General features: G+C 28.5%; 21 protein-coding genes. 10 read left to right on the top strand and 11 right to left on the bottom strand.

Annotation, left to right across the window (positions count from 1 at the left end; genetic code table 11):
• Positions 1-194: 194 nt before the first annotated feature.
• From J2127_RS04390 to J2127_RS04380, 3 genes are all read left to right on the top strand, one after another.
• Positions 195-1,139 (top strand): replication factor C small subunit, encoded by a 945-nt coding sequence (locus J2127_RS04390; RefSeq protein WP_209732358.1) that lies wholly within the window; start codon positions 195-197, stop codon positions 1,137-1,139.
• Positions 1,140-1,259: 120 nt separating this feature from the next.
• The gene (locus J2127_RS04385; RefSeq protein ID WP_209732357.1) at positions 1,260-1,700 is read left to right on the top strand and encodes a hypothetical protein; all 441 of its coding nucleotides are present in this window, start codon (positions 1,260-1,262) and stop codon (positions 1,698-1,700) included.
• A 257-nt stretch (positions 1,701-1,957) separates the two neighbouring features.
• Positions 1,958-2,596 carry a cobalt-precorrin-8 methylmutase gene (locus J2127_RS04380; RefSeq protein WP_209732356.1) on the top strand — a complete coding sequence of 213 codons (639 nt, stop codon included), beginning with the start codon at positions 1,958-1,960 and terminating at the stop codon, positions 2,594-2,596.
• A gap of 159 nt (positions 2,597-2,755) precedes the next feature.
• On the opposite strand, the gene J2127_RS04375 is transcribed toward J2127_RS04380, so the two are convergent.
• The gene (locus J2127_RS04375; RefSeq protein WP_209732355.1) at positions 2,756-4,645 is read right to left on the bottom strand and encodes a threonine--tRNA ligase; all 1,890 of its coding nucleotides are present in this window, start codon (positions 4,643-4,645) and stop codon (positions 2,756-2,758) included.
• Between the two features lie 299 nt (positions 4,646-4,944).
• On the opposite strand from J2127_RS04375, the gene J2127_RS04370 reads away from it, so the two are divergent.
• Both J2127_RS04370 and hisA read left to right on the top strand, forming a co-directional pair.
• Positions 4,945-6,645 (top strand): bifunctional N(6)-L-threonylcarbamoyladenine synthase/serine/threonine protein kinase, encoded by a 1,701-nt coding sequence (locus J2127_RS04370; RefSeq protein WP_209732354.1) that lies wholly within the window; start codon positions 4,945-4,947, stop codon positions 6,643-6,645.
• Positions 6,646-6,811: 166 nt separating this feature from the next.
• On the top strand, positions 6,812-7,540 hold the full coding sequence (hisA, locus tag J2127_RS04365) for a 1-(5-phosphoribosyl)-5-[(5-phosphoribosylamino)methylideneamino]imidazole-4-carboxamide isomerase (protein WP_209732353.1): 729 nt from the start codon (positions 6,812-6,814) through the stop codon (positions 7,538-7,540).
• A gap of 111 nt (positions 7,541-7,651) precedes the next feature.
• Here hisA and J2127_RS04360 read toward each other — a convergent pair whose 3' ends face one another.
• From J2127_RS04360 to J2127_RS04350, 3 genes are all read right to left on the bottom strand, one after another.
• Positions 7,652-8,614, bottom strand: a complete 963-nt coding sequence (locus J2127_RS04360) for a CBS domain-containing protein (protein WP_209732352.1) — start codon at positions 8,612-8,614, stop codon at positions 7,652-7,654.
• Positions 8,615-8,942: 328 nt separating this feature from the next.
• Positions 8,943-10,487 (bottom strand): sodium-dependent transporter, encoded by a 1,545-nt coding sequence (locus J2127_RS04355; protein ID WP_209732351.1) that lies wholly within the window; start codon positions 10,485-10,487, stop codon positions 8,943-8,945.
• Positions 10,488-10,902: 415 nt separating this feature from the next.
• Complete coding sequence (locus tag J2127_RS04350; protein WP_209732350.1) at positions 10,903-11,313, bottom strand: CBS domain-containing protein; 411 nt, start codon at positions 11,311-11,313, stop codon at positions 10,903-10,905.
• 633 nt (positions 11,314-11,946) lie between these two features.
• On the opposite strand from J2127_RS04350, the gene J2127_RS04345 reads away from it, so the two are divergent.
• The gene (locus J2127_RS04345; protein WP_209732349.1) at positions 11,947-13,005 is read left to right on the top strand and encodes a DUF1611 domain-containing protein; all 1,059 of its coding nucleotides are present in this window, start codon (positions 11,947-11,949) and stop codon (positions 13,003-13,005) included.
• 110 nt (positions 13,006-13,115) lie between these two features.
• On the opposite strand, the gene J2127_RS04340 is transcribed toward J2127_RS04345, so the two are convergent.
• A complete protein-coding gene (locus tag J2127_RS04340; protein ID WP_209732348.1) occupies positions 13,116-14,066 on the bottom strand; it encodes a carbohydrate kinase family protein in 951 nt (316 codons plus the stop codon).
• A gap of 418 nt (positions 14,067-14,484) precedes the next feature.
• Between J2127_RS04340 and J2127_RS04335 the strand changes: the two genes are divergently transcribed.
• Positions 14,485-15,402, top strand: coding sequence for a methanogenesis marker 7 protein (locus J2127_RS04335; RefSeq protein ID WP_209732347.1), 918 nt, complete (start codon positions 14,485-14,487; stop codon positions 15,400-15,402).
• Positions 15,403-15,482: 80 nt separating this feature from the next.
• Here J2127_RS04335 and J2127_RS04330 read toward each other — a convergent pair whose 3' ends face one another.
• Positions 15,483-16,352 (bottom strand): ribose-phosphate diphosphokinase, encoded by an 870-nt coding sequence (locus tag J2127_RS04330; protein ID WP_209732346.1) that lies wholly within the window; start codon positions 16,350-16,352, stop codon positions 15,483-15,485.
• A 291-nt stretch (positions 16,353-16,643) separates the two neighbouring features.
• Here J2127_RS04330 and J2127_RS04325 point away from each other — a divergent pair, with 291 nt between their 5' ends.
• Positions 16,644-18,014, top strand: coding sequence for a GMC oxidoreductase (locus J2127_RS04325; RefSeq protein WP_209732345.1), 1,371 nt, complete (start codon positions 16,644-16,646; stop codon positions 18,012-18,014).
• 48 nt (positions 18,015-18,062) lie between these two features.
• Here J2127_RS04325 and J2127_RS04320 read toward each other — a convergent pair whose 3' ends face one another.
• Positions 18,063-18,776, bottom strand: coding sequence for a TIGR00297 family protein (locus tag J2127_RS04320; protein ID WP_209732344.1), 714 nt, complete (start codon positions 18,774-18,776; stop codon positions 18,063-18,065).
• A 241-nt stretch (positions 18,777-19,017) separates the two neighbouring features.
• On the opposite strand from J2127_RS04320, the gene J2127_RS04315 reads away from it, so the two are divergent.
• Entirely contained in the window at positions 19,018-19,413 is a 396-nt protein-coding gene (locus tag J2127_RS04315; RefSeq protein ID WP_209732343.1) for an HIT family protein, read from the top strand.
• 67 nt (positions 19,414-19,480) lie between these two features.
• Here J2127_RS04315 and J2127_RS04310 read toward each other — a convergent pair whose 3' ends face one another.
• Positions 19,481-20,962 carry a tRNA (N(6)-L-threonylcarbamoyladenosine(37)-C(2))-methylthiotransferase gene (locus J2127_RS04310; protein WP_245326461.1) on the bottom strand — a complete coding sequence of 494 codons (1,482 nt, stop codon included), beginning with the start codon at positions 20,960-20,962 and terminating at the stop codon, positions 19,481-19,483.
• 225 nt (positions 20,963-21,187) lie between these two features.
• Here J2127_RS04310 and comD point away from each other — a divergent pair, with 225 nt between their 5' ends.
• Positions 21,188-21,766, top strand: a complete 579-nt coding sequence (gene comD, locus J2127_RS04305; protein WP_209732341.1) for a sulfopyruvate decarboxylase subunit alpha — start codon at positions 21,188-21,190, stop codon at positions 21,764-21,766.
• 67 nt (positions 21,767-21,833) lie between these two features.
• Here the strand turns inward: comD and J2127_RS04300 are convergent, their stop codons facing one another.
• The 3 genes from J2127_RS04300 to cofD all read right to left on the bottom strand — a co-directional run bounded on the left by J2127_RS04300 (position 21,834) and on the right by cofD (position 24,871).
• Positions 21,834-22,646 carry an MJ0144 family RNA dihydrouridine synthase-like protein gene (locus J2127_RS04300; protein WP_209732340.1) on the bottom strand — a complete coding sequence of 271 codons (813 nt, stop codon included), beginning with the start codon at positions 22,644-22,646 and terminating at the stop codon, positions 21,834-21,836.
• A 105-nt stretch (positions 22,647-22,751) separates the two neighbouring features.
• A complete protein-coding gene (locus J2127_RS04295) occupies positions 22,752-23,558 on the bottom strand; it encodes a GTP cyclohydrolase III (protein ID WP_209732339.1) in 807 nt (268 codons plus the stop codon).
• Between the two features lie 239 nt (positions 23,559-23,797).
• Positions 23,798-24,871 carry a 2-phospho-L-lactate transferase gene (cofD, locus tag J2127_RS04290; RefSeq protein ID WP_209732338.1) on the bottom strand — a complete coding sequence of 358 codons (1,074 nt, stop codon included), beginning with the start codon at positions 24,869-24,871 and terminating at the stop codon, positions 23,798-23,800.
• Between the last annotated feature and the right edge of the window lie 152 nt (positions 24,872-25,023).

Below are 25,023 nucleotides of genomic sequence, written 5' to 3'. Positions count from 1 at the left end.
AATAATCATATATTATACAAATACTTTAAATTAATTTATAATACGATATATTAAGCTATGATTATCTTATAATTAATTTATAAATATATAAATAAATCTTAAAAGATATTAGATATTATTTAACATTCTATAACGATTATAGCGTTATCTTTAATGTATTTCAAAAATTAATCTTTTAGTAATCGAGGGAAAACATGCAAAAGCCATGGGTTGAAAAATACAGGCCAAATACTTTAAGTGAAATTGTAGGTCAAAAAGAAATAATAGAAAGACTTAAAAATTATGTTGAAAAGCAATCAATGCCACACTTGCTATTTAGTGGTTCCCCAGGTGTTGGAAAAACTACTGCAGCGTTATGTTTAGCAAAGGACCTTTATGGTGAAGATTGGAGAGAAAACTTTTTAGAATTAAACAGTTCTGACGAGAGAGGTATCGACGTAATAAGGACAAAAGTAAAGGATTTTGCAAGGACAAAACCAATCGGAGACGCGCCATTTAAAGTCATTTTTCTTGATGAAAGTGACGCTTTAACATCTGATGCTCAAAATGCTTTAAGACGTACAATGGAGAAATATTCAGATATTTGTAGATTTATTTTAAGTTGCAACTATCCAAGTAAAATTATTCCTCCAATTCAATCAAGGTGTGCAATATTCAGATTTTCACCATTAAAAACAGAAGATGTTTTAGAATACATGGAACGCATTGCAAAAAGTGAAAATATAACACTAGAAAAAAGCGGTAGCGATGCAATAATTTACGTATCAGAAGGCGATATGAGAAAATCAATAAATGTTTTGCAGACTGCAGCGGCAGTTTCCAATGAAGTCACTGAAGATATTGTTTACAAAGTATCTTCAAGAGCTAGACCTGATGAAATCAAGAAAATGGTAGATTTGGCATTAAACGCAAGATTTATGGAATCCAGAGAACAACTTTACAAACTAATGATTGATTGGGGAATGGGTGGACAAGATATCCTTACTCAAATCTTTAGAGAAGTTCCATATTTAGATATTGAAGAACATGAAAAAGTATCGTTAATTGAAGCTATAGCAGAATGTGATTTTAGGATTGTAGAAGGCGGAAACGATAGAATTCAGTTATCGGCATTGTTGGCCAAATTAGGGACATTATAAGTTAATTTTACAATAAGTATAAATTAATTTCAAATAAATATATATCGTAGTAAGTCATAGTTTTGATTAACTTTTAGGATGTAATATTTAGACAATGTAACAATAAATGGTGTGAAAAAAATGGATGCAAAAAATAGCGAAAATAACGAATTTAACAACCCTGAATTTGAGATTATGGAAGTAAAAATCCCTGCAGGCTTACCTCAATCAGTAATTGGTAGATTATTATCAAACTATGAAGTTCAACATGAAATTAAAAAAGATGAAATAACACAACAAGAATATCCCGTATTATTTGGTTTTAAGAAAAATGTTGAAGAAGCTATGTCTAATGTGGTATTATACGCCGAAGTGAGATTTGCATTAAGAGATATTGCAAGATTATCAAAATTCCACAAATTACCTGTTAAATTATATTCAAAAGATGAAACTGTTCAACATATTTTAAGTGTAGCAATACAAGACTGTTTAAAAGCTGATATTGAAGTAATTAACAATGAATTAGAACAGGAATCTGAAATTATAAAAGTTTTAGATAATGAAATATATGTTTATATTTAATCTAATTCAAAAAATGAATTTTTACTTTTTTCATCATAATTTTTGTTTTTATGTATGGTTCCATTTTTTTATATTCAAAGATATTATTAACTAATTTAAAATTAATTTCCATATCTATTTATAATATTATTATTTTATAGTACTATAATAAATTAAACAATAATATAATTAAACATAACTTTAATATACACATGTGAAATGTAGTACAACCCCGATATAAATTTTAAAGTATAAACCTTTAGATAGCTGGTGAAATAATGTTTATGGGAGCAATTACGAAAGATGGATTAGATATTGCTGAAAAATCAAGGGAAATAGTAAAATTAAAGATAAAAGATGTTTTAGGGGAAAAATACGGAGATTATACTGAAGAACAAATGGGCATAATTGAAAGAGTTGTTCACGCTACCGCTGACCCCGAGTATGCAAAATTAATGGACTTTACCGATGATGCAGTAAAAAACGGCGTTGAAGCAATAAAAAATGGAAAACCCATAATTGTGGATATTTCAATGGTTGAAGCAGGAATTAGGTATGAAAATATTTACAACAATATAAAAAGTGAAGAAACAATCGAATTGGCAAAAAAAGAACAAATAACAAGAGCAGAAGCTGCAATGAGGTTATTGAAGGATAAAATTGATGGCGGAGTTGTTGTAATAGGTAATGCACCAACCGCATTAATCGAAATTGTTAGATTGACAAAAGAAGAAAATATAAAACCTGCTTTAGTTGTAGGAGCACCAGTGGGCTTTGTAAAAGCTGCAGAATCTAAAGAATTATTGAGGAATTCGGAAAATAGCGCTATTTCAACAATAGGTCCAAAAGGCGGAACTCCGGTGGCTGTTTCAGTTGCAAATGGGATAATTGCATTAAGTAGAAACGAAAAAGCATAATTAATTTAAATATACAAATATAATACATATTATCACAATATGACATATAATATACATTATATCTTTTTTTTTATTAAATTATTTATTTTAAATTTTAAGTTTTAAATATCTCAAAAAATGAAAAAAGTATTTTATTATTTTATTATTATTTTTAATACCTTATCTGAATATTGGTTGTACAGAACATTTAATAGGCAATGGCAATGGTCTAACCGGACAATCTTCAGTTTCTGATTTTATATTGCTTATTAACTCATCTAAGGTCATTACTTCTTTAACTGGTTTTTTGGTTGAAGATTTAGCTCTAATGGTTACGTTTAAGTTACCATTTTCCATTTCCTCGTCACCAATAACTACAACGTACATAGACCAGTCTTTACCAGCATTTCTGATTTTTTTACCGATACTTTCTTCTCTATCATCATAATCAGCTCTTATTCCGTTAGCTCTTAACGTTTCAGCAACTGAAAGTGCATATTCTTGATGTTTGTCTGAAACTGGTATAACTCTAACTTGAATAGGTGCTAACCAAGTAGGTAACATTGGAGGCACATCTTCTAGGGTGTTTAAGTAAGCTCCTTCTAATAAACCACATAATACTCTCTCAACACTACCTGTAGGTGAACAGTGTAAGATAATAGGGTTTATTTTCTTATCTCCGTCATTTACTGTGATATCGAATCTTTTAGCACTTTCTACATCGATTTGAACTGTAGGGTTCTCAATAGGTCTTCCAAAGCTATCTACAACAGCCATATCAACTTTACCAATCCAGTAGTGTTTTCTTGCAGGTAAAATCTCTAAAACTACGTCTTTTCCATATTTAGCTCTGTATTCTGTGATTATGTTGTATAACCAATCTTTGTGTTCATCGTAGAAGTCTTGTGTAAATCTAAATATGATTGAATAAGGTGTTTTTAAATCATCACCTGTTTTTAAGCCCATCCAGAACTGTTCTTCAAATGCTTGTTTTGCTTGTTCCATATCCATACAAACAGTGTGCATATCAGGCATTGTGAATGCTCTCAATCTTTTTAAACCTACTAATTCTCCTCTTTGTTCGTATCTGAAGCTGTATGTTGATAATTCGTACAATTTTAAAGGTAAGTGCTTAGGTAATAAGTACATGTCTTTTTTCATCATAAATTGACCAAAGCAAGCAGCAAATCTTAACATTAAGTCTTTATTGCTTTGTCTGAACCTATATTGTCTTTCTCCAAATTTATCAGCATGCTCTTTAATTGCTTTGTTTCCTAAATCGTACATTACAGGAGTTTCAACAGGCATAGCTCCGTATTTAACAACTAAATCGTAAACATAGTCTGATAATAAATCTCTGATTAATTTACCTTTTGGGTACCATCTAAAGTGACCTGCGTCTGAACTTGGTTCGTAATCGCAAATTTCTTTCTCTTTAATGTATGTAACGTGAGGAGGTTCGCTTTCACTTTTCTTTTTGCTTTTTTTATCTTCTTTATTTTCTTTAATTCCCAATTCGTGTTTTAATAATGCTTTTAAACCATCATCTTCAACGGTTTTAACACTTTCTTCATTCATTTCGATTAAATTAAAGTCTTTGTCTACAACATAGAAAGTGGTTTTTGATTTTTCCTTTTCCTCAGCGTCTTCCTTTCTTTCAGCACTGATTTGTCTTGAAAGTTCACTCAATGGGTGACCTTTACAGCTAATTTTAAATGCTTTGTACCATCCAAATGGTGACCTTAAAACATTGTATTCAGGTGCTAAAACTTCTTCAACATCTTTTAAAATCTTTTTAGCAACATCAGGGGAGCCCAAATTGCTTGAAAGGTGAGCATATGGGTATATTACAATATTTTCAACTTTTAAATTTTCAGCAGTTTTCTTTATTTCGTCAACAACGTTTTTAACAACAGCTTCAGGGTCAGATTCATCATCTCTTTCAACAGCTATAAAAACGGTTAAACATTCGTCCATTTTTCCGCTTAATTTTTCGGTTTCTTCAGCCATTTTGGTTTTTTGTTTAGCTTCATATTCTAAATAATCAGAGTGTATCATTAAAGTTTTCATTATGTCCCTCATTATGAATTTGAATTATAATTTTATTTTACTATTTTTTAATATTTGATTAATTGATACTAATATCATCGATATAATATTGTTATAGTTACTCGAAATATGATTTTTTCTATTCTGAGTTATGAAATTATAAATTGATATAATTCACATACTTATTTACTTACATATTATAAATATTTAATTTAAATAGTTAATTAACATATCAATATTATGATATTTTAGAATGATATTAGAATGATATTAGAATGATATTTTAGAATAATATTTTAGATAATATGAAGTTGAGAATTATGAATCAAAAAAGTAAAAAATTAGTTTGTTTGGGTTTAGAGGGGACTGCCGAAAAAACAGGTGTGGGTATAATCACCGAGGATGGTGAAGTATTGTATAATAATACAATAATCTACAAACCACCATTACAAGGCATAAATCCTCGTGAAGCTGCAGATCATCACGCGGAAACATTTGTAAAACTTTTAAAAGACGCATTTAAAACTGTGGATCCAAAAGATATTGATTTGGTGGCTTTTTCTCAAGGTCCGGGTTTAGGTCCAAGTTTAAGAGTTACTGCAACAGCAGGGAGAGCTTTGGCTCTTTCATTAAATAAGCCCATAATCGGTGTTAATCATTGTGTAGGTCACGTAGAGATCGGAAAATTGAAAACTCCTGCAAAAGACCCTTTAACATTATATGTAAGTGGTGGAAATACTCAAATTTTAGCTTATGTGGGTGATAAATATAGGGTAATCGGTGAAACTCACGATATAGCCATAGGAAACTGTTTGGATCAATTTGCAAGAAGTTGTGGATTACCGCACCCTGGTGGCGTGTATATTGAACAAATGGCAAAAAAATCAAACGATAACTCAAAAGATTATGGAAACTATCTAAAATTGCCATATACTATAAAAGGTATGGATTTATCCCTTTCAGGGTTGCTAACTGCTGCAATTAAGAAGTCAAAGGATACTACCAAAGATTATAACTTAGAAGATGTATGCTACTCTTTGCAAGAAACGGCTTTCGCAATGTTAACCGAGATAACAGAAAGAGCTTTAGCACACACCAATAAGTCAGAAGTAATGTTGGTTGGTGGAGTTGCTGCAAACGATCGTTTAAAAGAAATGCTACAAAAAATGTGTGATGAGCAAAATGTTGACTTTTATGTGCCTGAAAAACAATATTGTGGCGATAATGGAGCTATGATAGGCTGGTTAGGGATTTTACAATATATAAATGGAAAAAGAACTGATTTAAACGATACAAAAATCATGCCAAATTACCGTGCAGATATGGTAAGTGTAAATTGGATCGTTAAAAATGAAAAAATGAATGAAGCTCAACGATTAATTCCTGAAAATTTAATTGGAAAAGGTGCTGAGGCAGATATTGAAATTATTGATTATTTGGGTAATAAATCTATTAAGAAGACTAGAATTGTTAAAGGTTACCGTGTAAGTGATTTAGATACTCTTATAAGGCAAAGAAGGACTGTAAAAGAAGCAAGGTTTTTAAATAACGTTAAAAATTTAGGAATTTGCACTCCTGCAGTATATGATATAAATAAAGATGAAAATAGCATAATAATGGAATTCATTGATGGAGTATCTTTAAAAGATTTCATATTGAGCAATTACACTCCTAACAATCCTAATTTAAAAAATTTATTAATTAAAGTCGGCGAATCAATTGCTAAAATGCACAATGAAAACATAATTCACAATGATTTAACTACCTCTAATTTTATGGTTAGTCAAGACAATGATTTATGTAAATTATACGTGTTAGATTTTGGATTGGCAAAGTATACTGACGTTTTCGAGGATAAGGCAATTGATTTAATTGTTTTGAAAAAAGCGCTAATAAGTACGCATTACAAACAATTTGATGAAATTTGGAATAATATTCTCGAAGGCTACAAAATTTCTAAAGATTATGATAAAACTTTAAAAATGATTGATAAAGTTGAAAAAAAGGGTAGATATTTATAATTTTTAATTAAATGCAATAATTATCTTACCAATGGATGTAATAATGTAATTAAAATTTATAAGAATACGTCCGTATAAATGAATAATAATATAATTATATAAAATGTATTTTGATATGTATTAAAATTATAATGGAATTGTATTAAAATTTTAGATGGTGAAACTGATGTATATTATACCAGCTGTGGATATGAAAGAAGGCAAATGCGTGCAGTTAATACAAGGAGACCCTACAAAGAGACATGTGGAGTATGATAACCCTGACGAAATAGCTAAAATGTGGGTAGAAAATGGTGCAGAGATGCTGCACTTGGTAGATTTGGATGGTGCAATTGATGGAGAGCGCGTAAATTTACCCTGTGTTAAAAAAATAATTCAAGAGTCACAAGTACCTGTCCAAATGGGTGGCGGTATAAGGACTATGGAAGATGTGGAAGAATTAGTAGATTTAGGAATTAATAAAGTTATTATAGGTACTGTAGCAGTTCAAAACCCTGATTTTGTTGAAGAACTTGCTAAAAAAGTAGGTAGTGAAAAAATAATGGTTGCATTAGATGCAAAAGATGGTAAAGTAGTTATAAAAGGATGGAAAGAAAAAACAGAGTACACGCCCGTCCAAATGGGTAAAATTTTAGAAGAAAAAGGTGCTGGTAGTATATTATTTACAAACGTGGACTCTGAAGGTCTTTTAAATGGTATAAACATCACACCTACAAAAGAACTCGTTGATAACTTAAAAATACCAATTATAGCATCTGGTGGAGTAACAACAATCGAAGATTTAATTGAATTCAAAAAAATAGGCGTAGCTGGTGTTGTTGTAGGTTCTGCACTTTATAAAAATAATTTTAAATTACAGGACGCCATAACTGCAGTGAATAATTTTAAAATTTAATAATTTAATTTATTACAAAATATAGAATAAGATTTTGATATATATAATATTATAATACGAATAATATTTTTAATTATTATTTTTATTTTTTTTAGTAATTTACTTTTTTAATTATAAGTCCACTCGAACGGTAATTGTACCAAAAGTCCTTTTACTATCTTCAAATAACGCAAAGTCTGTAATAACTCTTTGTATTGCTGATTTTTCATTTACCATTGTGACGTGGTCAGTAATAACGATTTCTTCAAATTTTTCTTTTTCAATCGTTTTCATCATTTCTTTAATAACTTTAATACTCATAATATCCAATAATTTGGTGTCAATAGATATATGAGATAATTCTCCGTTATTATTTTTAACCAATTTAGCAAATGCGTCCCAATCTCTTGATTTTACTTCTACGTAATCTTCTTTTTCGGAAATTATATATCCTCTAGCACTCATAAGTATTATTATGCTATCTTTAAGCCTTTCAAGCTTTGTAATGTCTGTATCATAGAAGTAAAGGTTTGTAATATGCTTACAATCTTTTATTTTTGTATTTTTTTTACTGTATATTTCATTGGTTTTTAAAATATCGGTTTTACTTATAATGCCCAATATATTGTTTTCTTCATCTAAAACTATTAATCTACCAACTTTACTTCTTATCATTAATTTTTGAGCAGCTAAAGCAGATTCATCGCATCTTATAGTTACCAAATCCTTAGATTTGGTCATAATATCCTTTATTTTTGTTTTTCCCAGCACTGATTTCTTTTCAAGATCATTGAATGTAACAATTCCAACAAGTTCTTTGTCAGAATCTACGACGGGATAGCCCAAATGTTTATGCTTCCGTATCACACTATTTAAAAAATCTACAGAATCATTTTCATTAACTGTAACAACTCTTGAAGACATTATTTGACTTACACTAAGCTTATTTAATATTTTTAAGTCGTACAATTTTATTAAATCGCTTTCACTTTCCAATATAAATTTGTTTATGTAATTAAACAAATATTCTATTGAATCATGTTCTAATCCTATGTTGTATACTCTTTCTATTGTAGATAATTTATTAAAATACATATAATATCACCAAAATTCATTACTATTCTAAATATACCCAATTATTGTATTTATTCGCAATAAGGGCTAATAACAGAGTTATTGAAAATATTTCTATATATTATACTATATTTATTTATCTAATTGAATTTAGGTAGAATGATAACTATTAAAAATAACGAAATTACAAATAAAGAAATTAAAATAAGTTATATATGGATTAAATAATTTTACTAAATTTAACTCAAATATCCATACTTTAAAAATTAAAAATATTTAAAAAAAGTATATTATGAAATTAATGTAGTATAATACATTATTTAATCATAATTTTATATTTCGCGGTTACTTAGATTTTTTCTTCCTTTTTCAATACTTCTTTTGCAATTTCTTTAAATCTATCGTAGTTGAAACTGTCCCAGTCTTGAATTTTTTCCTTCCAAGGTACTGCAGTACATATGATTGAACCCAAAAGCATAGTGGGAATAACTGCAGCACCTAATGCTACAAATATGCTTTCATATCCGCCGTATCCTGTTGTAATTAAACTGTGAATGTGGAATCCTAAGAATACTAATAAGGATGCTGGTGTAATTATACCTGCAAATACTTTCCATAATGAACCCATTTTAATTGGGGACAATCTGTCGATGTATTCAACAAGTTTTTCACCTTTGAATAACCATATTGCAGCAATAGCTTCTAATATACCAACTAATGGTAATGTTACGTTTGAAATGAAGTTATCTACGATATCTAACCAGTATAAACCAGATTGAGTTACGAATATTAAACTTCCTAAAATACCTAATATTGTAACAATGAATGAAGTCTTTTTCCTATCGATTTGGAATTTATCGATAATTGCAGATGAAAATGACTCCATTAAGGACAATGCTGATGATATACCTGCAATAACGAAGCTTAAGAAGAATATAATACCAAATTCTCTTCCGAAAGGCATCAATGAAATTGCTGTAGGGAATGTAACGAATGCCAAAGTAATGGATTGTTGAACAACTTCAGTTATTGGTATGTTTTGTTGGAATGCCATGTATCCTAATGTTCCGAATACTGCAAGACCTACAATTAATGAGTAGAATGAGTTTGACAAAGCTACGATAAGTGAACTTTTTGTCAAATCGGTTTTTTCAGGTAAGTAACTTGAGTATGCTATCATAATACCAAATCCTAAACTTAAGGAGAAGAATATTTGACAGAATGCGTCAACCCAAATTTTTAAGTTGGTTATTTTTGAGAAATCCGGAGTTACATAGAGTAATATACCATCGATACCACCAGGTAATGTAAATCCTCTTATAACTAATGCAACAGTCATAAGGAATAATATGGGCATAAATATCTTGTTTGCTCTTTCCAAACCTTTTTTAACGCCTGAATTGATAATAACATAGGTTACAACCCACGCAAGAACAACTGATACTAACGATAATAATGGGAATGTACCTATTTCAGCAGGTCCACTTGAGATTTGTAATATCTCGTTGAAGAAGAATCCTCCAATATCTGCAGGTATTCCGATAAATAAAAGCTGGTATAAGTATGCAATACCCCAACCAAGGATTGCCATATAATAAGTAGTAATTACAAACGCAGTAAATACGGAAAGCCAACCTAGCCATTCAAATTTACCGTTTAATCTTTTCCAAGCAAGGGGTGCAGAACCCTTTGTAGAATGTCCTATAACGAACTCTAACGCTAAAACAGTAACACCAACAACAAATAAACCAATTAAATAAGGTATAAGGAAAGCCCCTCCACCATTTTCATAAGCCATGTATGGAAACCGCCATATGTTTCCTAAACCTACCGCAGAACCAATGGCTGCGATTATGAAGCCTAAATTAGAGCCCCATTGTTCTCTTGCACTCACAATATCTCCTCACAATATGATTTGATGTATTTAGTTTATATACAATATCACCACATCAGTTTTGTAAAAACATTAAGTAACATTATATTTTTGATGTAATTTATTTATTTTATTTAATTTATTTTATTTCATTTTATATTTTGTTAATATCATTATTTATAATTATAAATGTAATTTTTTCATTATTTATATATTTATATTCATATTCGTATTTCGATATATTATTTGTAATACGTAATATATATTTATTGAGATTTAAGTGACATTTCGCTTAATAATGTGCAATAAACCTTATATTAAAAATAATTTCTTAAACAATATAATAAAAGTATATCAATCGCTTAGAAGATATAATTTAAAAAAAATAATATAATTAAAAATATGTTAGATTAAACTATAATAATTTGAACTTAGATTATATTAATTTTGAAATAAATCTGATTATATCTCCATCAGAAATTATACCAATCAATTTTCCATCATCGTCAACTACAGGAAGCTGATTTATAATTTCTGAAGCAGTTCCGTTTATATCCATTTTTTGTAAGGCTTGTTTAATTGTCTCAGAAGGTTTAACAGATATTACATCTTTTGTCATTACTTCTTCAAGGGTAGTTTCTAAAGTGTAAACATCTTTTATTAAATTGTAGCCCACATCTGTGGTTGTTATAATACCCATTAAAACCTTATCGTCGTTTACTATAGGTAAACAACTTACTTTGTTTTTAAGCATATTTTCAAATGCGTCAACAACAGATTCGCTGGTTTTTGCAGATACTACATTTTTAATCATTATTTCTTCAATAGTGCTATTTAATTGCTCCATATTATCCCTATTTTTAGTATTATAATAAATATCTAGATATTTATTACCCTAACTTGAATTTAATTGTTTATTTCAATTTTATGTAAGTATATTACTATTATATCGATTTTATAAAGATTTTAAATATACTTATTTGCGTATGTCACCAAGTAATTAGTATATAATTATTAAATAATTATCAAATAATTATTATATTTTAGTTTAATTATTAACTAATAATTAAATACGACTTCATATTAAAATAACATTCATGATTATATCAAAATTCAAATTTATATATAAGACTATTGTTATTAAATAGAAAACTTTATATACTATTATTTTATCAACTGCTTAAAAAGTCTCCAATATTAAAATAAGCTCTTCAAACCCCATATTTTTAAAATACAATTTATTAGGGGTATTTTAGTTAACTATGAAAAAGTATTTAATTGAAAACTTTAGATATATGATAAAATAATAACTTGATATTTAATTGAAAAATAAAATAACAAGTAATTAGTTAATAACTACTAACTATAAAAATAAATGATAATAACTAATCAAAAACTATAAAAAACTATAAAAAAACTATATTTTATCGTAAAATACGGATAAAATAAATATATCTTTGATATCATAAGAAGGATAATTATGAAAAATGAGCAAGTAAAATTATCACACAATAACAAAGTGGCAGACGGAATAAAATTATTTGGATTTGTAAATATAGTCGATATAGAATTTAATGACTTTACAAAGGACATAAATACTAAAAATAAGGATAATAACACGAACAATAGCATCAATACTAATAATACTGATGACGGTAATACTAAAAAGGATTACACTTGTTTTATTTGGAATAAAGAGATATTGGATGATGAAGAATTACTTATTTGGGAAAAAACAATATCAAATGAGATTAAAAAAGGAAAGAAAATATTAAACATGGCAAGGTTGCAAAGAATCGAAAATAACGAAAGTTTGATTACACTTGCAAAAAAGCACAACGTATCAGTGAGAGATATTTCAGACCCTGAAATATATAAAAAAGTCGAAGATTACGCTTATAAAGGTTTAGAGGGTATAAAACCGAAAGTCCTTACAATAGTGGGTACTGGTAGACAATCAGGTAAATTTACCGCATGTATGACTTTAAAAAATGAGCTAACAAACAAAGGAATTAATTTGGGCGTTTTAGGTACTGAACCTCAATCTATGATATGTGGTGCAGATGAAATGGTTATCCCCCAACCAATACCAATATGTCATGTGGCACCTACCATATTGGGAGTTATGAAAAAAATAGAGATGGAAAATAACTTAACGGAAAATGATTTAATGATAGTTTCCGGGCAAACGGGTATTTTTGCAAATCCCTTGGAAGTTGGAACTGGAAGGGGTGGAAGTGTAATAAGTATTGCTCTTCTATTGGGGTCTAATCCGGATTACGTACTATTAGCTTCTGATTTGCTAGATTTAGAAGATATAAACAAGCATATCGTGGCTACAGAATTATTAACTGGTAAAAAAGTAATTGGGGTTACTGTAAATTCTAAAAAATTATTTGATTCTGAAAGTGACGAGGAAATATCTTTAATTTTACGAGATATCTCTAAAAAATTAAATCTACCAGTAACTGACGTAATTGGAAGGATTAACTTAGATGAATTACTCGAAGAAATCATAAAGTTATTAAAAAATAGCTAAATATTTAAAAATGCCAAATATTTAAAATACAAAAGAATAGAAATTAAATATTTTATTTAATTTTATTATTATAATTATTAATATATCTGTTTTATGATTTTTTATGGATTTTACAACTCTTTTAACGTGTAATTTAATTTTTCAGATAATCTATCGGTAATTTTATCCCATTTTGGCAAGTTTGTCTGACAACCTACTTTTTCAACCACATAAGATGCTACACAGGCTCCAACATAACCGCAATTTTCTAAAGAGTATCCTTTTAAGTAAGCAGATAAGAAGCCTGCCCTATAGCTGTCGCCTGCACCAGTGGGGTCCATAGCTTCAACCATAATTGCAGGAACTTTTATTTCTTTCCCATTGTGGTATATATGGCTACCATCTTTATTGTAAGTTACAATTAAGTAATTTAGTTTATTTTTCATATCTTCAGGTGTTTTATTTATTGTTTCCATTATTCTTCTAAATTCGTGATGGTTCATAAATAGGAAATCTACATAGTTGATTATTTCCTCTAAATTTTCAGCACTATATAATGTTAAATCTTGACCTGGATCAAAAGAAACCAGTTTGTTTAATTCTTTAGCTTTTTTAGCACATTTGATGTTATATTCTGGGTCTCCTGTTGATAAGTGTACGATATCCCCGTCAAAATCTGGTACAACTATCTCTTTGTAATGTTTAGCAGCTCCCCATAAAAAATATGTAATTTGATTAGCATCAGGATCGGTAAATATCCAAGCTTTTGGTGTTTCTTCTTCGGTTGATGTATATACAAAGTCTAAAGAGACTCCTAATTCTTTTAAATACTCTTCATATCCTGAAGTGATAAAATCAGTACCTACGCAAGATATTAATGATGAATTTACACCCATGTTCGCTATTTGTGCTGCCACGTTACTTGCAGCGCCCCCATAGTATTTTTTAGCACTAGGAATTTGCACTGACGTATTTAATTCTGGAAATTTATCTAAATCAAAAATATAATCAATTGCAGCGTGTCCAACAACGTTTATTTTACCATTGCCATTTAAATTGTTATTATTTTTTATATTCTCCAAATTATCACCAAATAGTATATAAAATAACAAGCATTTTTATCTTTAATTTTTATGTTATTATTTCTAATTACGATTTAAATCTATTAAAATTATTTGTTTGTTATTTTACATGTATTTTGTATCTCATAAAGATTATTATTTTAAATATATAAATTATTTTAGTCAACATTAAAACATTACTTTAATAAACGACTATAGATATAATTATACCCTTTACATTTGAATGTAATTTGATATATATTATAAATTACAAATATAATTATAAATTGTTTTATAGTATGGATTAACAAATAATATCATAAAATATTATAAAAATATTATAAAATATTATAAATATATACAAGTATAATAAAAAAAATGCAATATGTTGATTACACGTAATAAGCATAATTTATGATAGTTACAGTACGGTGATTATATGTATCAAATAGTTAGGTATGAAGGCGGAGTTTACAAACACAACGAGCTAAAAGAATGGATTGAAGACGTGGGCGGGTTTATAATTCAAGAGCACGTTATGCAATTGGATGTTTTTATGACTGTCGCATTTCCAGAAGATGAAATAGCGGAATTCAAAAACCTTTCAAAAAATTATAAGGGTAAGGTTGTAGAAACTCCATTGGCAGGAATAGAAATTGCAGTGGTTGCACCAAGTTTGTCTCGTCACCATTTGCCCCATATAGCTTGTGACGTTTCCGAATACGTCCGTAAATTTGGAGCTAAACCTAATATGATAGGATTATCACACGGTGCAGGAAAATCAATAAGTCAAATTAAGGAAAAGGAAAAAAGACTTATCGAAGAGCATGATCTTGCTATATACGTGATGGGTAATTTTAAAAGCTGTATTGAGGATAAAATCCACTTGTTTGATGTGGATATCCCAGTAATTGTCACAGGAGGTCCGGAACACATTGAAGTTGGTAAGACCTACATTGGAAATTTGGGTAGACGTAGCCAACGTTTAAGAAGGGGCTCTGAAATTAAAGCACTAGACAATATGATAGAGAATATCACTGAGAAAATCGGTGAAAAAAGGCTAGAATTATCCTACGACCCTCCTATAATACCGCCAGTGGTTTTAAAAGATGAAATAGAAAAAAATATTGCAGATGTGCACGGTATATTCGCACCTATGCCAATTGTGACTCAATTAGACGGTTTAAGAATAAAATTGGATTATGACAGGTCACACGAAAGAATTGAAAATTTAAAAATAGATAATTATGTATTAAAAGATATTGCATATATCTCTAAATCATTAATTAAGAATTATATTCTTGTAAAATTAAAATCAAAGTCCGAAGTACTTGAAGAATCTGAAAATAATATTTAAAATTATATTAATATTATATTAATATTATATTAACATTAAAATTTTCAGTTTCTTATCCTTCTATTTTACCATTACAATGTTTATTTTAAGAATAAATCTTTTAAAACATCTACTATAACGGTATCCACGCTTACAAAGCTAACTTCTGACGCATAAGTGTCGGTTCCTATTACTTTATTTGCACCGCCGTTGTATAACTTGTTTAAAGCGTCATTGATTAATACAGGGTGGACGCATGAAGCAATTACTTTATTTGCACCTTGCTCTTTTAACATACTTATTGCTGTAGCCATTGTACCACCAGTGGATATGATATCGTCCACGATTAATACATCCCTACCGTTTACATCTAAGTTTTTAGGTGCGATATTTACTTCTGTTGGGGAGTACCTAACTTTTTCTAAATAATCGTATTCGCAACCTATTATTTTTGAAGCTTCTTTTGCTAATTCTATAGCTCCTTTATCGGGGGATAATACAACAGGGTTGTTTAACTCTTCTTTAACTGATTCAGCTAGTTTAGGAATTGCATTTCCATATATGAATGGTATTTCAAAGAATTGTTCAATATGTGTTTCGTGAGGGTTAATTGTAACTATTCTATCACAGAATTGTGAGTAAATCTTAGCAAAAGCAATTATGCTGACAGGTTCACCCTTGTTGAACTTTTTGTCTTGTCTTGCATATGCTAAATAAGGAACAACTAAAGTTATGCTCTTAGCTTTTTCTTCTTTTAAAGCTTGGCATAGTAAAATAGATTCTATAATTGCTTCTTGGGTATTTTGTGTTTGAATTATAATTGCGTCTTCATTTTCCACATCGCTGTGAATTCTTACATATTTTTCCCCATCCGGGAAGCTTTTTGCTTCAGTTCTTGATAACTGCCAGCCTAATAGTTCAGAAACATTTTTAGCCAATTTTTGAGATTTTGAACCTGGAATTATAATCATATTATCACCATATTTTTTTATTCGAATTTCACACATACTGCCATTTTAAGCAATATCGTCTGATATTAAGTTAATTTCCACTGAAAGTATATTACTCCAAATTAAATAAAAATAATATTATAGGGTTTAACATATAATATATTATATAATATTGCTATTAATTTCAAAAACATTGATAAGTTTATTATAAAATTACCTATTTAAAATTATGCAATATCTAATATAAATTATCAATGCGGAAATATAAAAATAAAACAAAGAATAAAAATTAAAAAATAGAAAAGGGACATCATGACAAATTTAAAAAGGAATAGGAATATTCATAAAAATTGTGACGTAACCAAAAATAATATGCTGCTAAAATACGACGTTTTAATCATAGGGGCTGGCGTATCTGGAAGTTCAGTATATAACGAACTCAAAAAACAATTAAAAAATAATAGTACTAACAAAAACGATCTAAAAATAGGCATTGTAGAAATGGGTGGTTTAAAACCCGAATATGTAATCGAAAAAGAAGAAAATAATGTAGAAACTATATATGCTAAAGGAATTGGGGGTGCAGGTTCTTATTTCGTAGGAAATGCTTTAGAAGTTAGTATCGAAGGTTTAAACTTAGAAGAAGAATATGAAGAACTTAAAAAAGAACTTAACATATCCGTAGTTCCTGAAGAGTGTTTATCACGCTACGAGGTTGAATTAATAAATAAAGGATTTAAACAAACCCCTAAACTAATAAACTTCGATAAATGTGTAAATTGTGGACTTTGCGCCCATAAAGGTTGTGAAGCAAGAGCATATTTTTATGAATTTTTAGATGTAACCAATGATGAAGTTAAAGAATCTGAAATTATTTTGAATTCAAAAGTAATTGATGTATCGTTAAATGAGCAAAAAAATTATAAATTCGAAGTTATTTTGGAAAATAATGTTAATATTACCAATAATAATACAAATAGTAATAATAATACCAATAATAATAATAATAATAATAATAATAATTTTAGCATTTTAGCGAAAAACATAGTACTCTGTGCAGGTGGAGTTAATAGCCCTAGGATATTATCAAAGTTATATGCTAAAGAAAATATAACTAGTGAAGATTTGGGAAAAAATTTATTTATTGATAGTTTTGTAACAGTTGGGGGGGTTTTGATTGATAGCAACATCAATAAAGAAGTTCCAATGGCAATTTACAAAGATTATGGCAATTACATCTTAAGTAGCCACTATTCCGAGCTATTATATAATAGAATACTGGAAGAAAGTGAAAAGGATATAAAAATCAAAAAATCAGACGTATTTGGCTTTATGATAAAAATAAAAGATAGTGAAAATGGCACGGTGTCTGAAAATTCTATATACAAACCAATGTCTGAAAAAGACGTTCAAACTTTTATGGAGGCAATGGCTACTGCAACCCCCATATTAAGAGATTTGGGTATTAATAAAGTATATTCTACTATACCAAGAGGTTCTCATCCATCGGGTACTTGTAAACTTGGCAAAGTGGTAAATAAAAAATTTGAAACACCTATAAAAAATTTGTACATATGTGATGCTTCCATATTGCCCGAAAGTATTGGAAAACCTCCCATATTGGCTTTAATGGCACTATCTAAAAAATTATCCAAAAGTTTAATTAATAACTTAAAAAATTAAAAATAATATTAAAAATAATATTAAACATATATTATAACTTATTCCTCTTTAAATTATCTTAACTGCAGCAAATATGGCAAATAATCCCCCTGCGAGTGTAGCAATGAAATTAACGTACTCATTATTTAATAAATGTCTGCGTTCAAATGTAGCACCTACAAGACTATCTACAAAGTTACCAAATATCCCAGATAGTGTACAAATACCTAAATATTCTATTTTTCCGAATAATAGCATAGCAATTAACCCTATCGTAAAAGAACCAATCAAACCAAAGAATGTACCTCCAAAGGTTATACCACCATCGGTTCCAACATCTACTTTTTGAAATGTTGTAATTAATCTAGGACTTCCTCCAAATACCATGCCCAATTCTGATGAAAATGTATCCGAGTTAGCTGCAGCAATCGAACCTAAGTATCCTAAAAGTGCAGTTGGATAATCCAATATTCCAACAATGTACAATATAACGAATATTAAGGGCATTAACCCATTTGCAAGTACGTTTTTTAATGAACGGGTTTTTTCGCCCATTTTTAATTTATCTTTTTTCCCATATCCTACTTTGCTCATAAGACTACCTAAAATTAGGAAGCTAATTAATACTAAAAGCCAAGTTATATCAGTACCCATTATTATAATAAAAGCCATAGTCGAAGAGCCAATTATCCCTTTTGTATCCAAAAATTTCTTTTTGTGACTCATATATGCTATTAAACCAATTATAACTACTGATATGATAAATTTATACACTAATATCATTTTTACACCGATTTGATTAATATAAATTAGATATACTAGTATATAAAAGTATATTTAGTCGTTTTGTGTATTACTTAATGTTTTAAAATTATATATAAAATTATATAAAATAGTAAATTTAATAATAATAAGGAATGAATAACAAAAGAAAATGCTGGAAACATACTAAAAATATTAGAAAATATTAAAAAATACTAGGAATATTTTAAAAATATTAATGGGAAGTTAAACGGGTGAAATTATGTGTATATTTTGCAATATTGTGAATGGTAAAATACCTTCAAGAAAATTATATGAAGATGACGATTTTTTAGTAATTATGGATGCTTTCCCAAAGTCAAGAGGTCATACCTTAATACTTACAAAAGAGCATTACGAAGATTTTGATGATATGTCCGAAGAATTAGCTTCAAAATTAATAGTTTTAGTTCATAAAATGGTTAAGAAGCTTAAAGTCTTAGATATGGATGGATACAATATAATAAACAATAATCAACCTATATCAGGTCAAGAAGTTCCACACGTTCACTTCCACATTGTTCCAAGATATAATGATGAAAAGAAACCTGTTATAACCATATCTGAGCCAATAGAAATGGATTTAGACGAGATACATGAATTATTAACTAAAAATTAAGTAATTAATTAAAATAATTATATATTTAAAATAAATTTATTATTTTTAATATTTTTTTAATATTTTTTTAATTTAATAGTTTACCTTTTAGACCAAAAGTACCTGCATCAGTGATTTTAACTGTTTTAAATTCTCCAATAGGGCTTTTTGCATCATCGGATGAATCAAATAGTACTTTTTTACAATTATTGGTTATTGCTTCTCCTTTTTTGACAATCAAACATTCAAAAGTTTGACCAATATGTTTTTTATTATTTTCAAAACTTATTTCCCTTCGAAGTTTGTTAAGTATTTCAGAGCGTTCTTTTCTTATTTTGGTATCTATTTGTTTCATACGTCCTGCTACAGTATATTTTCTTTGTGAATACTTAGCTCCATGTGTGAAATCCGGTTTTATCTGTTTTAAAACTTCCAACGTATTTTCAAAAGCTTCTTCACTTTCTGTAGGGAATCCTACAATAATATCTGTCGTGAAGTTTAAATCTTTTACTTTACGCTTAAATTCGTCAAGAACTGATATAAATTCGTCAACTGTATATCCACGATTCATATCTTTTAATACTTCATTGTCACCACTTTGAATAGGTAAATGTAAGAATTTTGTAACTTTTTCGTTTGAATACGTTTCAATTAAATCATCAATAAATGTATTTGCATAATTTGCATGCATCATTCCAATTCTAATGCCAAAGTTATATGATTTATTTTCATCCGCATTATCGATTAAATTTTTATTATTTACAATATCATTTATTAAATTTGGTAATCTATAATTATCTTGCCTATCAAAACCATAGCAAGCTGTATCTTGGGCAGTTACTAATAAACATTTAGTACCTGACTTTATTAACTCTTCAGACTTTTTTACAATGTTTTCTGGTTCGTAGGATATTAAATTACCTCTAGCCACTTTTACAATACAGTAGGTGCAGTTTCCAAGACAACCTTCACATATCGGTAAAGCCATTATTAAATTTTTAACATTGTCTTTATTGCTATTATTACTACCATTATCGTACTCATTTTCATTATTTTTAGCCAAATAGTTCAATTTGTTGTCTATTGAACTTGTACTAGTTTTTACAACTTCTTGATAGTTTTTACCTTCAAAAACGGCTCTTACGATTTCTCCGGATAAGTGAGCTTCTCTAGGCATTATTAGAGCATCGTATAATCCTTCTATTTTTTTAGATAGTGCTTTTGCTAAACAACCGGCAACAACTACTTTCTTTCCCGATTCTTTGTATTTTTTGATTTTTGAAATCATTTTGTGCTCAGTTTCTTGCCTAACGATACAGGTATTTATAACAACCAAATTTATATTTTCGCTAGACTCGTTAAAATCTCCATTAGATACGTTAAAACCCTGTTCTATCAATGAATTTTTTATTATTTCCGTATCAGACGTGTTTAATGTACAACCATATCCTTCCAAGTGTACATTTAAGTTATTAACTAAATTTTCATTAATTTTGTTATCTTTATTATTATTTACAATATTATTTATTAAATTTTTATTTTCGTTATTATTTTCCTTATTTAATTCCATATTAGCACCGTTTTTCATTGAAATATTAGCTTTAAGTAGAAATACAATAATTTTATAATATTTAAATCTATTATTATATATCAGTTATTACATAGTAGATACTATCTTATATTATATAACTTATACGTGATATTATAAATTCTTATAAAAACATACCCTAAAAAGATAATAAATTATCTAAATTTAAAAGATAACCAAGTACGTTATAATTATATTTGTGATATTATGAATAAAAATGAGAAGAATAATTTAAACGCAAGTAATGCAGTTTTTAACGCAATCAAGTCTTCAGACGTAGATTTTATAGTAAGTGTGCCTTGTGCAAATTTAAAAAATTTAATTATCCTCATAGAAAATGAAATTGAGAATAATTTAAATCAAAACAATCCAGATATTGATTTTGAAGCCCAAAAAAACAAATTGATACATATACCAGTAACTAGAGAGGAGGAGGGTATCGGAATTTGTGCAGGGGCTCATTTAGCGGGTCGTAAAACAGCCCTATTAATGCAAAATTCCGGATTGGGCAACTCTATAAATGCCATAGGTTCCCTTTTAAAAGTTTATAAAATACCGCTCGTAATGATAATCAGCCATAGGGGAGATTTAAAAGAAAAAATATCTGCACAAATCCCAATGGGTCAATGGACTAAAAAACTTTTGGAAGTTGCAGAAATACCTTATTATTGCCCCAAAACACCTGAAGAAGCAGAAAAAATAATAAAATATGCAACAGATATGTCAGAGACTATGAAATATCCAGTAGCTATATTATTGGATGCAATATATTGGGAAAACGACTAATTAATAATTAATAATATAATAATATAATAATAAGAATACTGATTACTTAATTTTTTAATTCTTAATTTTAATTCTTAATCTTATTATTAAATTTTTCAATCCATTCCATATTATTGGCCAGTACACAACGAGCAACAGATACAAAATCACAATATTCTAACATTTTTTTTGCATCAGCCTCTGATTTAACTGAATTATTCCCAATAATTATGAGTTCGGGAAATTTTTGCCTTAATTCTTTTAAATATTCTAAATCCGGGTAATTATGGCCAGGATTAAAGCAATCAATATGAATACCGTCTATATAATCAACTATTTTACTTTCGTTAAAATTATCGATTAATTCTTTTGAAGATATGTAATTTGCCCTTATTTTTATAAATAAAGGTATTTTCTTTACATTAATTTTTTGTATAAATTCAAGAATTTTAATTAATTTTTTTATCTCTTTTTTAGTAATCAACTCCTGACCTAATCCCAATTTGGTAATTTCAGGCTGTCTACAATGGCAATTAAACTCAATTATGTCAGAATTTTCAATAACTGATTTTAAATTATCTACTAAATGAAGATTACTACCTAATTCTAAATCTTTGAACCGTATATTGGTAGAAACTAATGAATTTTCACTATTTGAGGATTTTTTAATTTCCTTAATTTCATTTTCTATATACTTACTAAATTCATCGAGAGGGATATTAAATTCTTTTCTACCTCTTTTTTCAATCTCAAAACTTGCTTTTAAGGTTTCCGAGTCAAGGTTGTATGCTCCAATACATACAATTCCAAAATTACTAAATTTTTTACAAAATTCCGCGTCTGTTATGCCGGCCATGGGTGCAAGAACTATTTTATTCTCTAAATCTTTTAAATTTTTCATAATATAACATCTCAATAAAAAAATAAAATTCGTAAATTATGTTAAAATAGATATTAGGGGATATATAATTATATTTATTTAAGTTAATAGTACGACACGAGCTATTTAAAATGAGCACGTGTAGTTATGGGGTACTTTAAGTGATTCTTCAGAGTTTTGTCTCAAGGTATATACTGAACCTTCACACTTTCCATCTCTGATTATTTCTAAACCGATATCTGCAAGATTTGAAGCATCTTCAGCGGTTTTTCCAATACCTAAGCCTGCTTTTAAACTAATTCCATCAGACTTTAAAATATCTTCAAACATGCAGTTTAAATCATTTTCATTCATTCCATTACATGGACACATAAAGTTATCTCCGCCTATAAAAAAGCCAAGAGCGTTGTATTTTTTTAAAGATTTAAATAATTTAACTTGTGCATCTTTTATTTGTAAATATGTGTCATATGCTGAATCTTTATCGGTCATAGTGCCTGTAACATCGTCAATATCAATGTGAGCCAATTGTACATATCCTTCATTTTCGGATACTAATTCGGTTGATACATCGAATACTTCTTTTCTAACTTCGTCTTGTGCACTACCGTATTCTTGTAATCGTTTTGTAGCAATTTTTTGAGCTTCATAAGGCGTCTCTGCAGAAGCTATCGACATACTCAATGTAAAAGGATATCTATTTTTAACGCTGTTTTGGATTCGCTTATGGGTTTCTAAATCAATACCATTAGTAACAGCAATTAAATTGTCAAATCTTGTATAAAATACGAGTCCTTTATGAGCTCCGAATTGTAAGCTTAAGTCAGTGTATAATCTTGATTGGAGAGCTTGTAAGTCGCTTTCCCTTCGAGGGTTTGGGGTTACTGTCCACGGTCCGTAATTATCAATTTGCATAACAGTTATTTGTATCATTTTTATCTCCTTCCTGAGATTATGTATTTATGCTAAACCACATATATTTTATAAATTTTATAAATTTTATATTATTTTGTTACTTTCATATATTTTATTTCCTATTATTTAATACCATAACATATTAATTATTTTTAATAACATCTATTATCTTTAATACCTTTAATAATTCAATTATTCCTTATTTGATACTTAATCTATTAAATCATTTTTTAATAATATCTTATATTATATATTGATTATTCTTTAAAATTCTTAACATAGTGGTTTAATATCTCTTTTGCAAGTTCTTTTTTATCATCAATATTCTTCATAATTGTATTACATTTTAAAATTTTAGGTTTTGAATTACCATTATCGTTATTAATATTATTAATATCGTCAATATTATCCATATTACATTTATTGTAATTAGAATCGGTGTTATCTATAATAAAAACATCCAATATATCCTTATACATTTCATAAACGCTTTTTGAGCTAACTTCATATCCTTTAGCCTGCATTAGGGTACCTGCAGGTCCACTAACTGGGTTATTGCCAATTATTGGAGATATAGCATAAACAACTTTATTTTTTAAACATTTTCTAATCTCTGGGATACTCAATATAGGATTTATGGAGGTTATCGGGTTTGAAGGTCCAATTACTATAATATCGCTATTTTTAATATCTTCAATAGCACCCTCCACAGCTTCTGCATAATTTGAATTTTCATAAAATACGTCAACTACTTTGGAATTTCCGCGCCTATTTATCCAAAAATCGTGGAACTTTATTAATAAATGCTTTTCTGTATCCCCTAAATTTGATTCATTATCACGTTCTTCATCAACGATTAAGATTTTTGTTTCAACTTTGTCATTACTCATTGGATATATTTTAGTACATATGCCGAGTCCTTTTCTTTCTTTATCGATGATATCTGATAGTTTAACACCTTTTTTTATCAAGTTGCTCTTATGTGTTTTCAATGCTCTATCTTTGTCTCCAATTTTTAGGACTTCATCAAATCCATACTTTTTTAACTGCTCATGACACTCGAACGTATCGTTTTTGACACCATACCAGGTTTCTTCATTAATAAGTCCTGATAGGGTATATAATACAGTATCTACATCAGGTGACAAATATATATCCCCAATCCAGTTATCTTCACCGGTGTTTACAATAACGGACATATTTTTTTTATCTAATTCTTCAATATTATTAAATCCTTGAATTAATTTAGGTGTTCCGGTTCCTCCGGATAATATTGTTATTTTTAAGTCTTTAAATGTCTCAGTATTAATTAAATTATTTTTAATAGTCATTTATTCACCTTAAAATGTAATAGTGTATCTATAAAATTATAATTCTAATTATAATTATAATTATAATTATAATTAACATACTAATATAATTAAATTATGAATTAATTGTATACTTAAAACGTGAAATATAAAAGATAATAAAAGATAATAAA

Source organism: Methanococcus voltae (genome assembly GCF_017875395.1).
In the GTDB taxonomy this organism is placed as follows: Archaea; AGJL01; Methanococci; order Methanococcales; family Methanococcaceae; genus Methanococcus; species Methanococcus voltae_C.
Note: the sequence above shows the minus strand (reverse complement) of the source record. Positions and strands in the feature narration are given on the sequence as shown.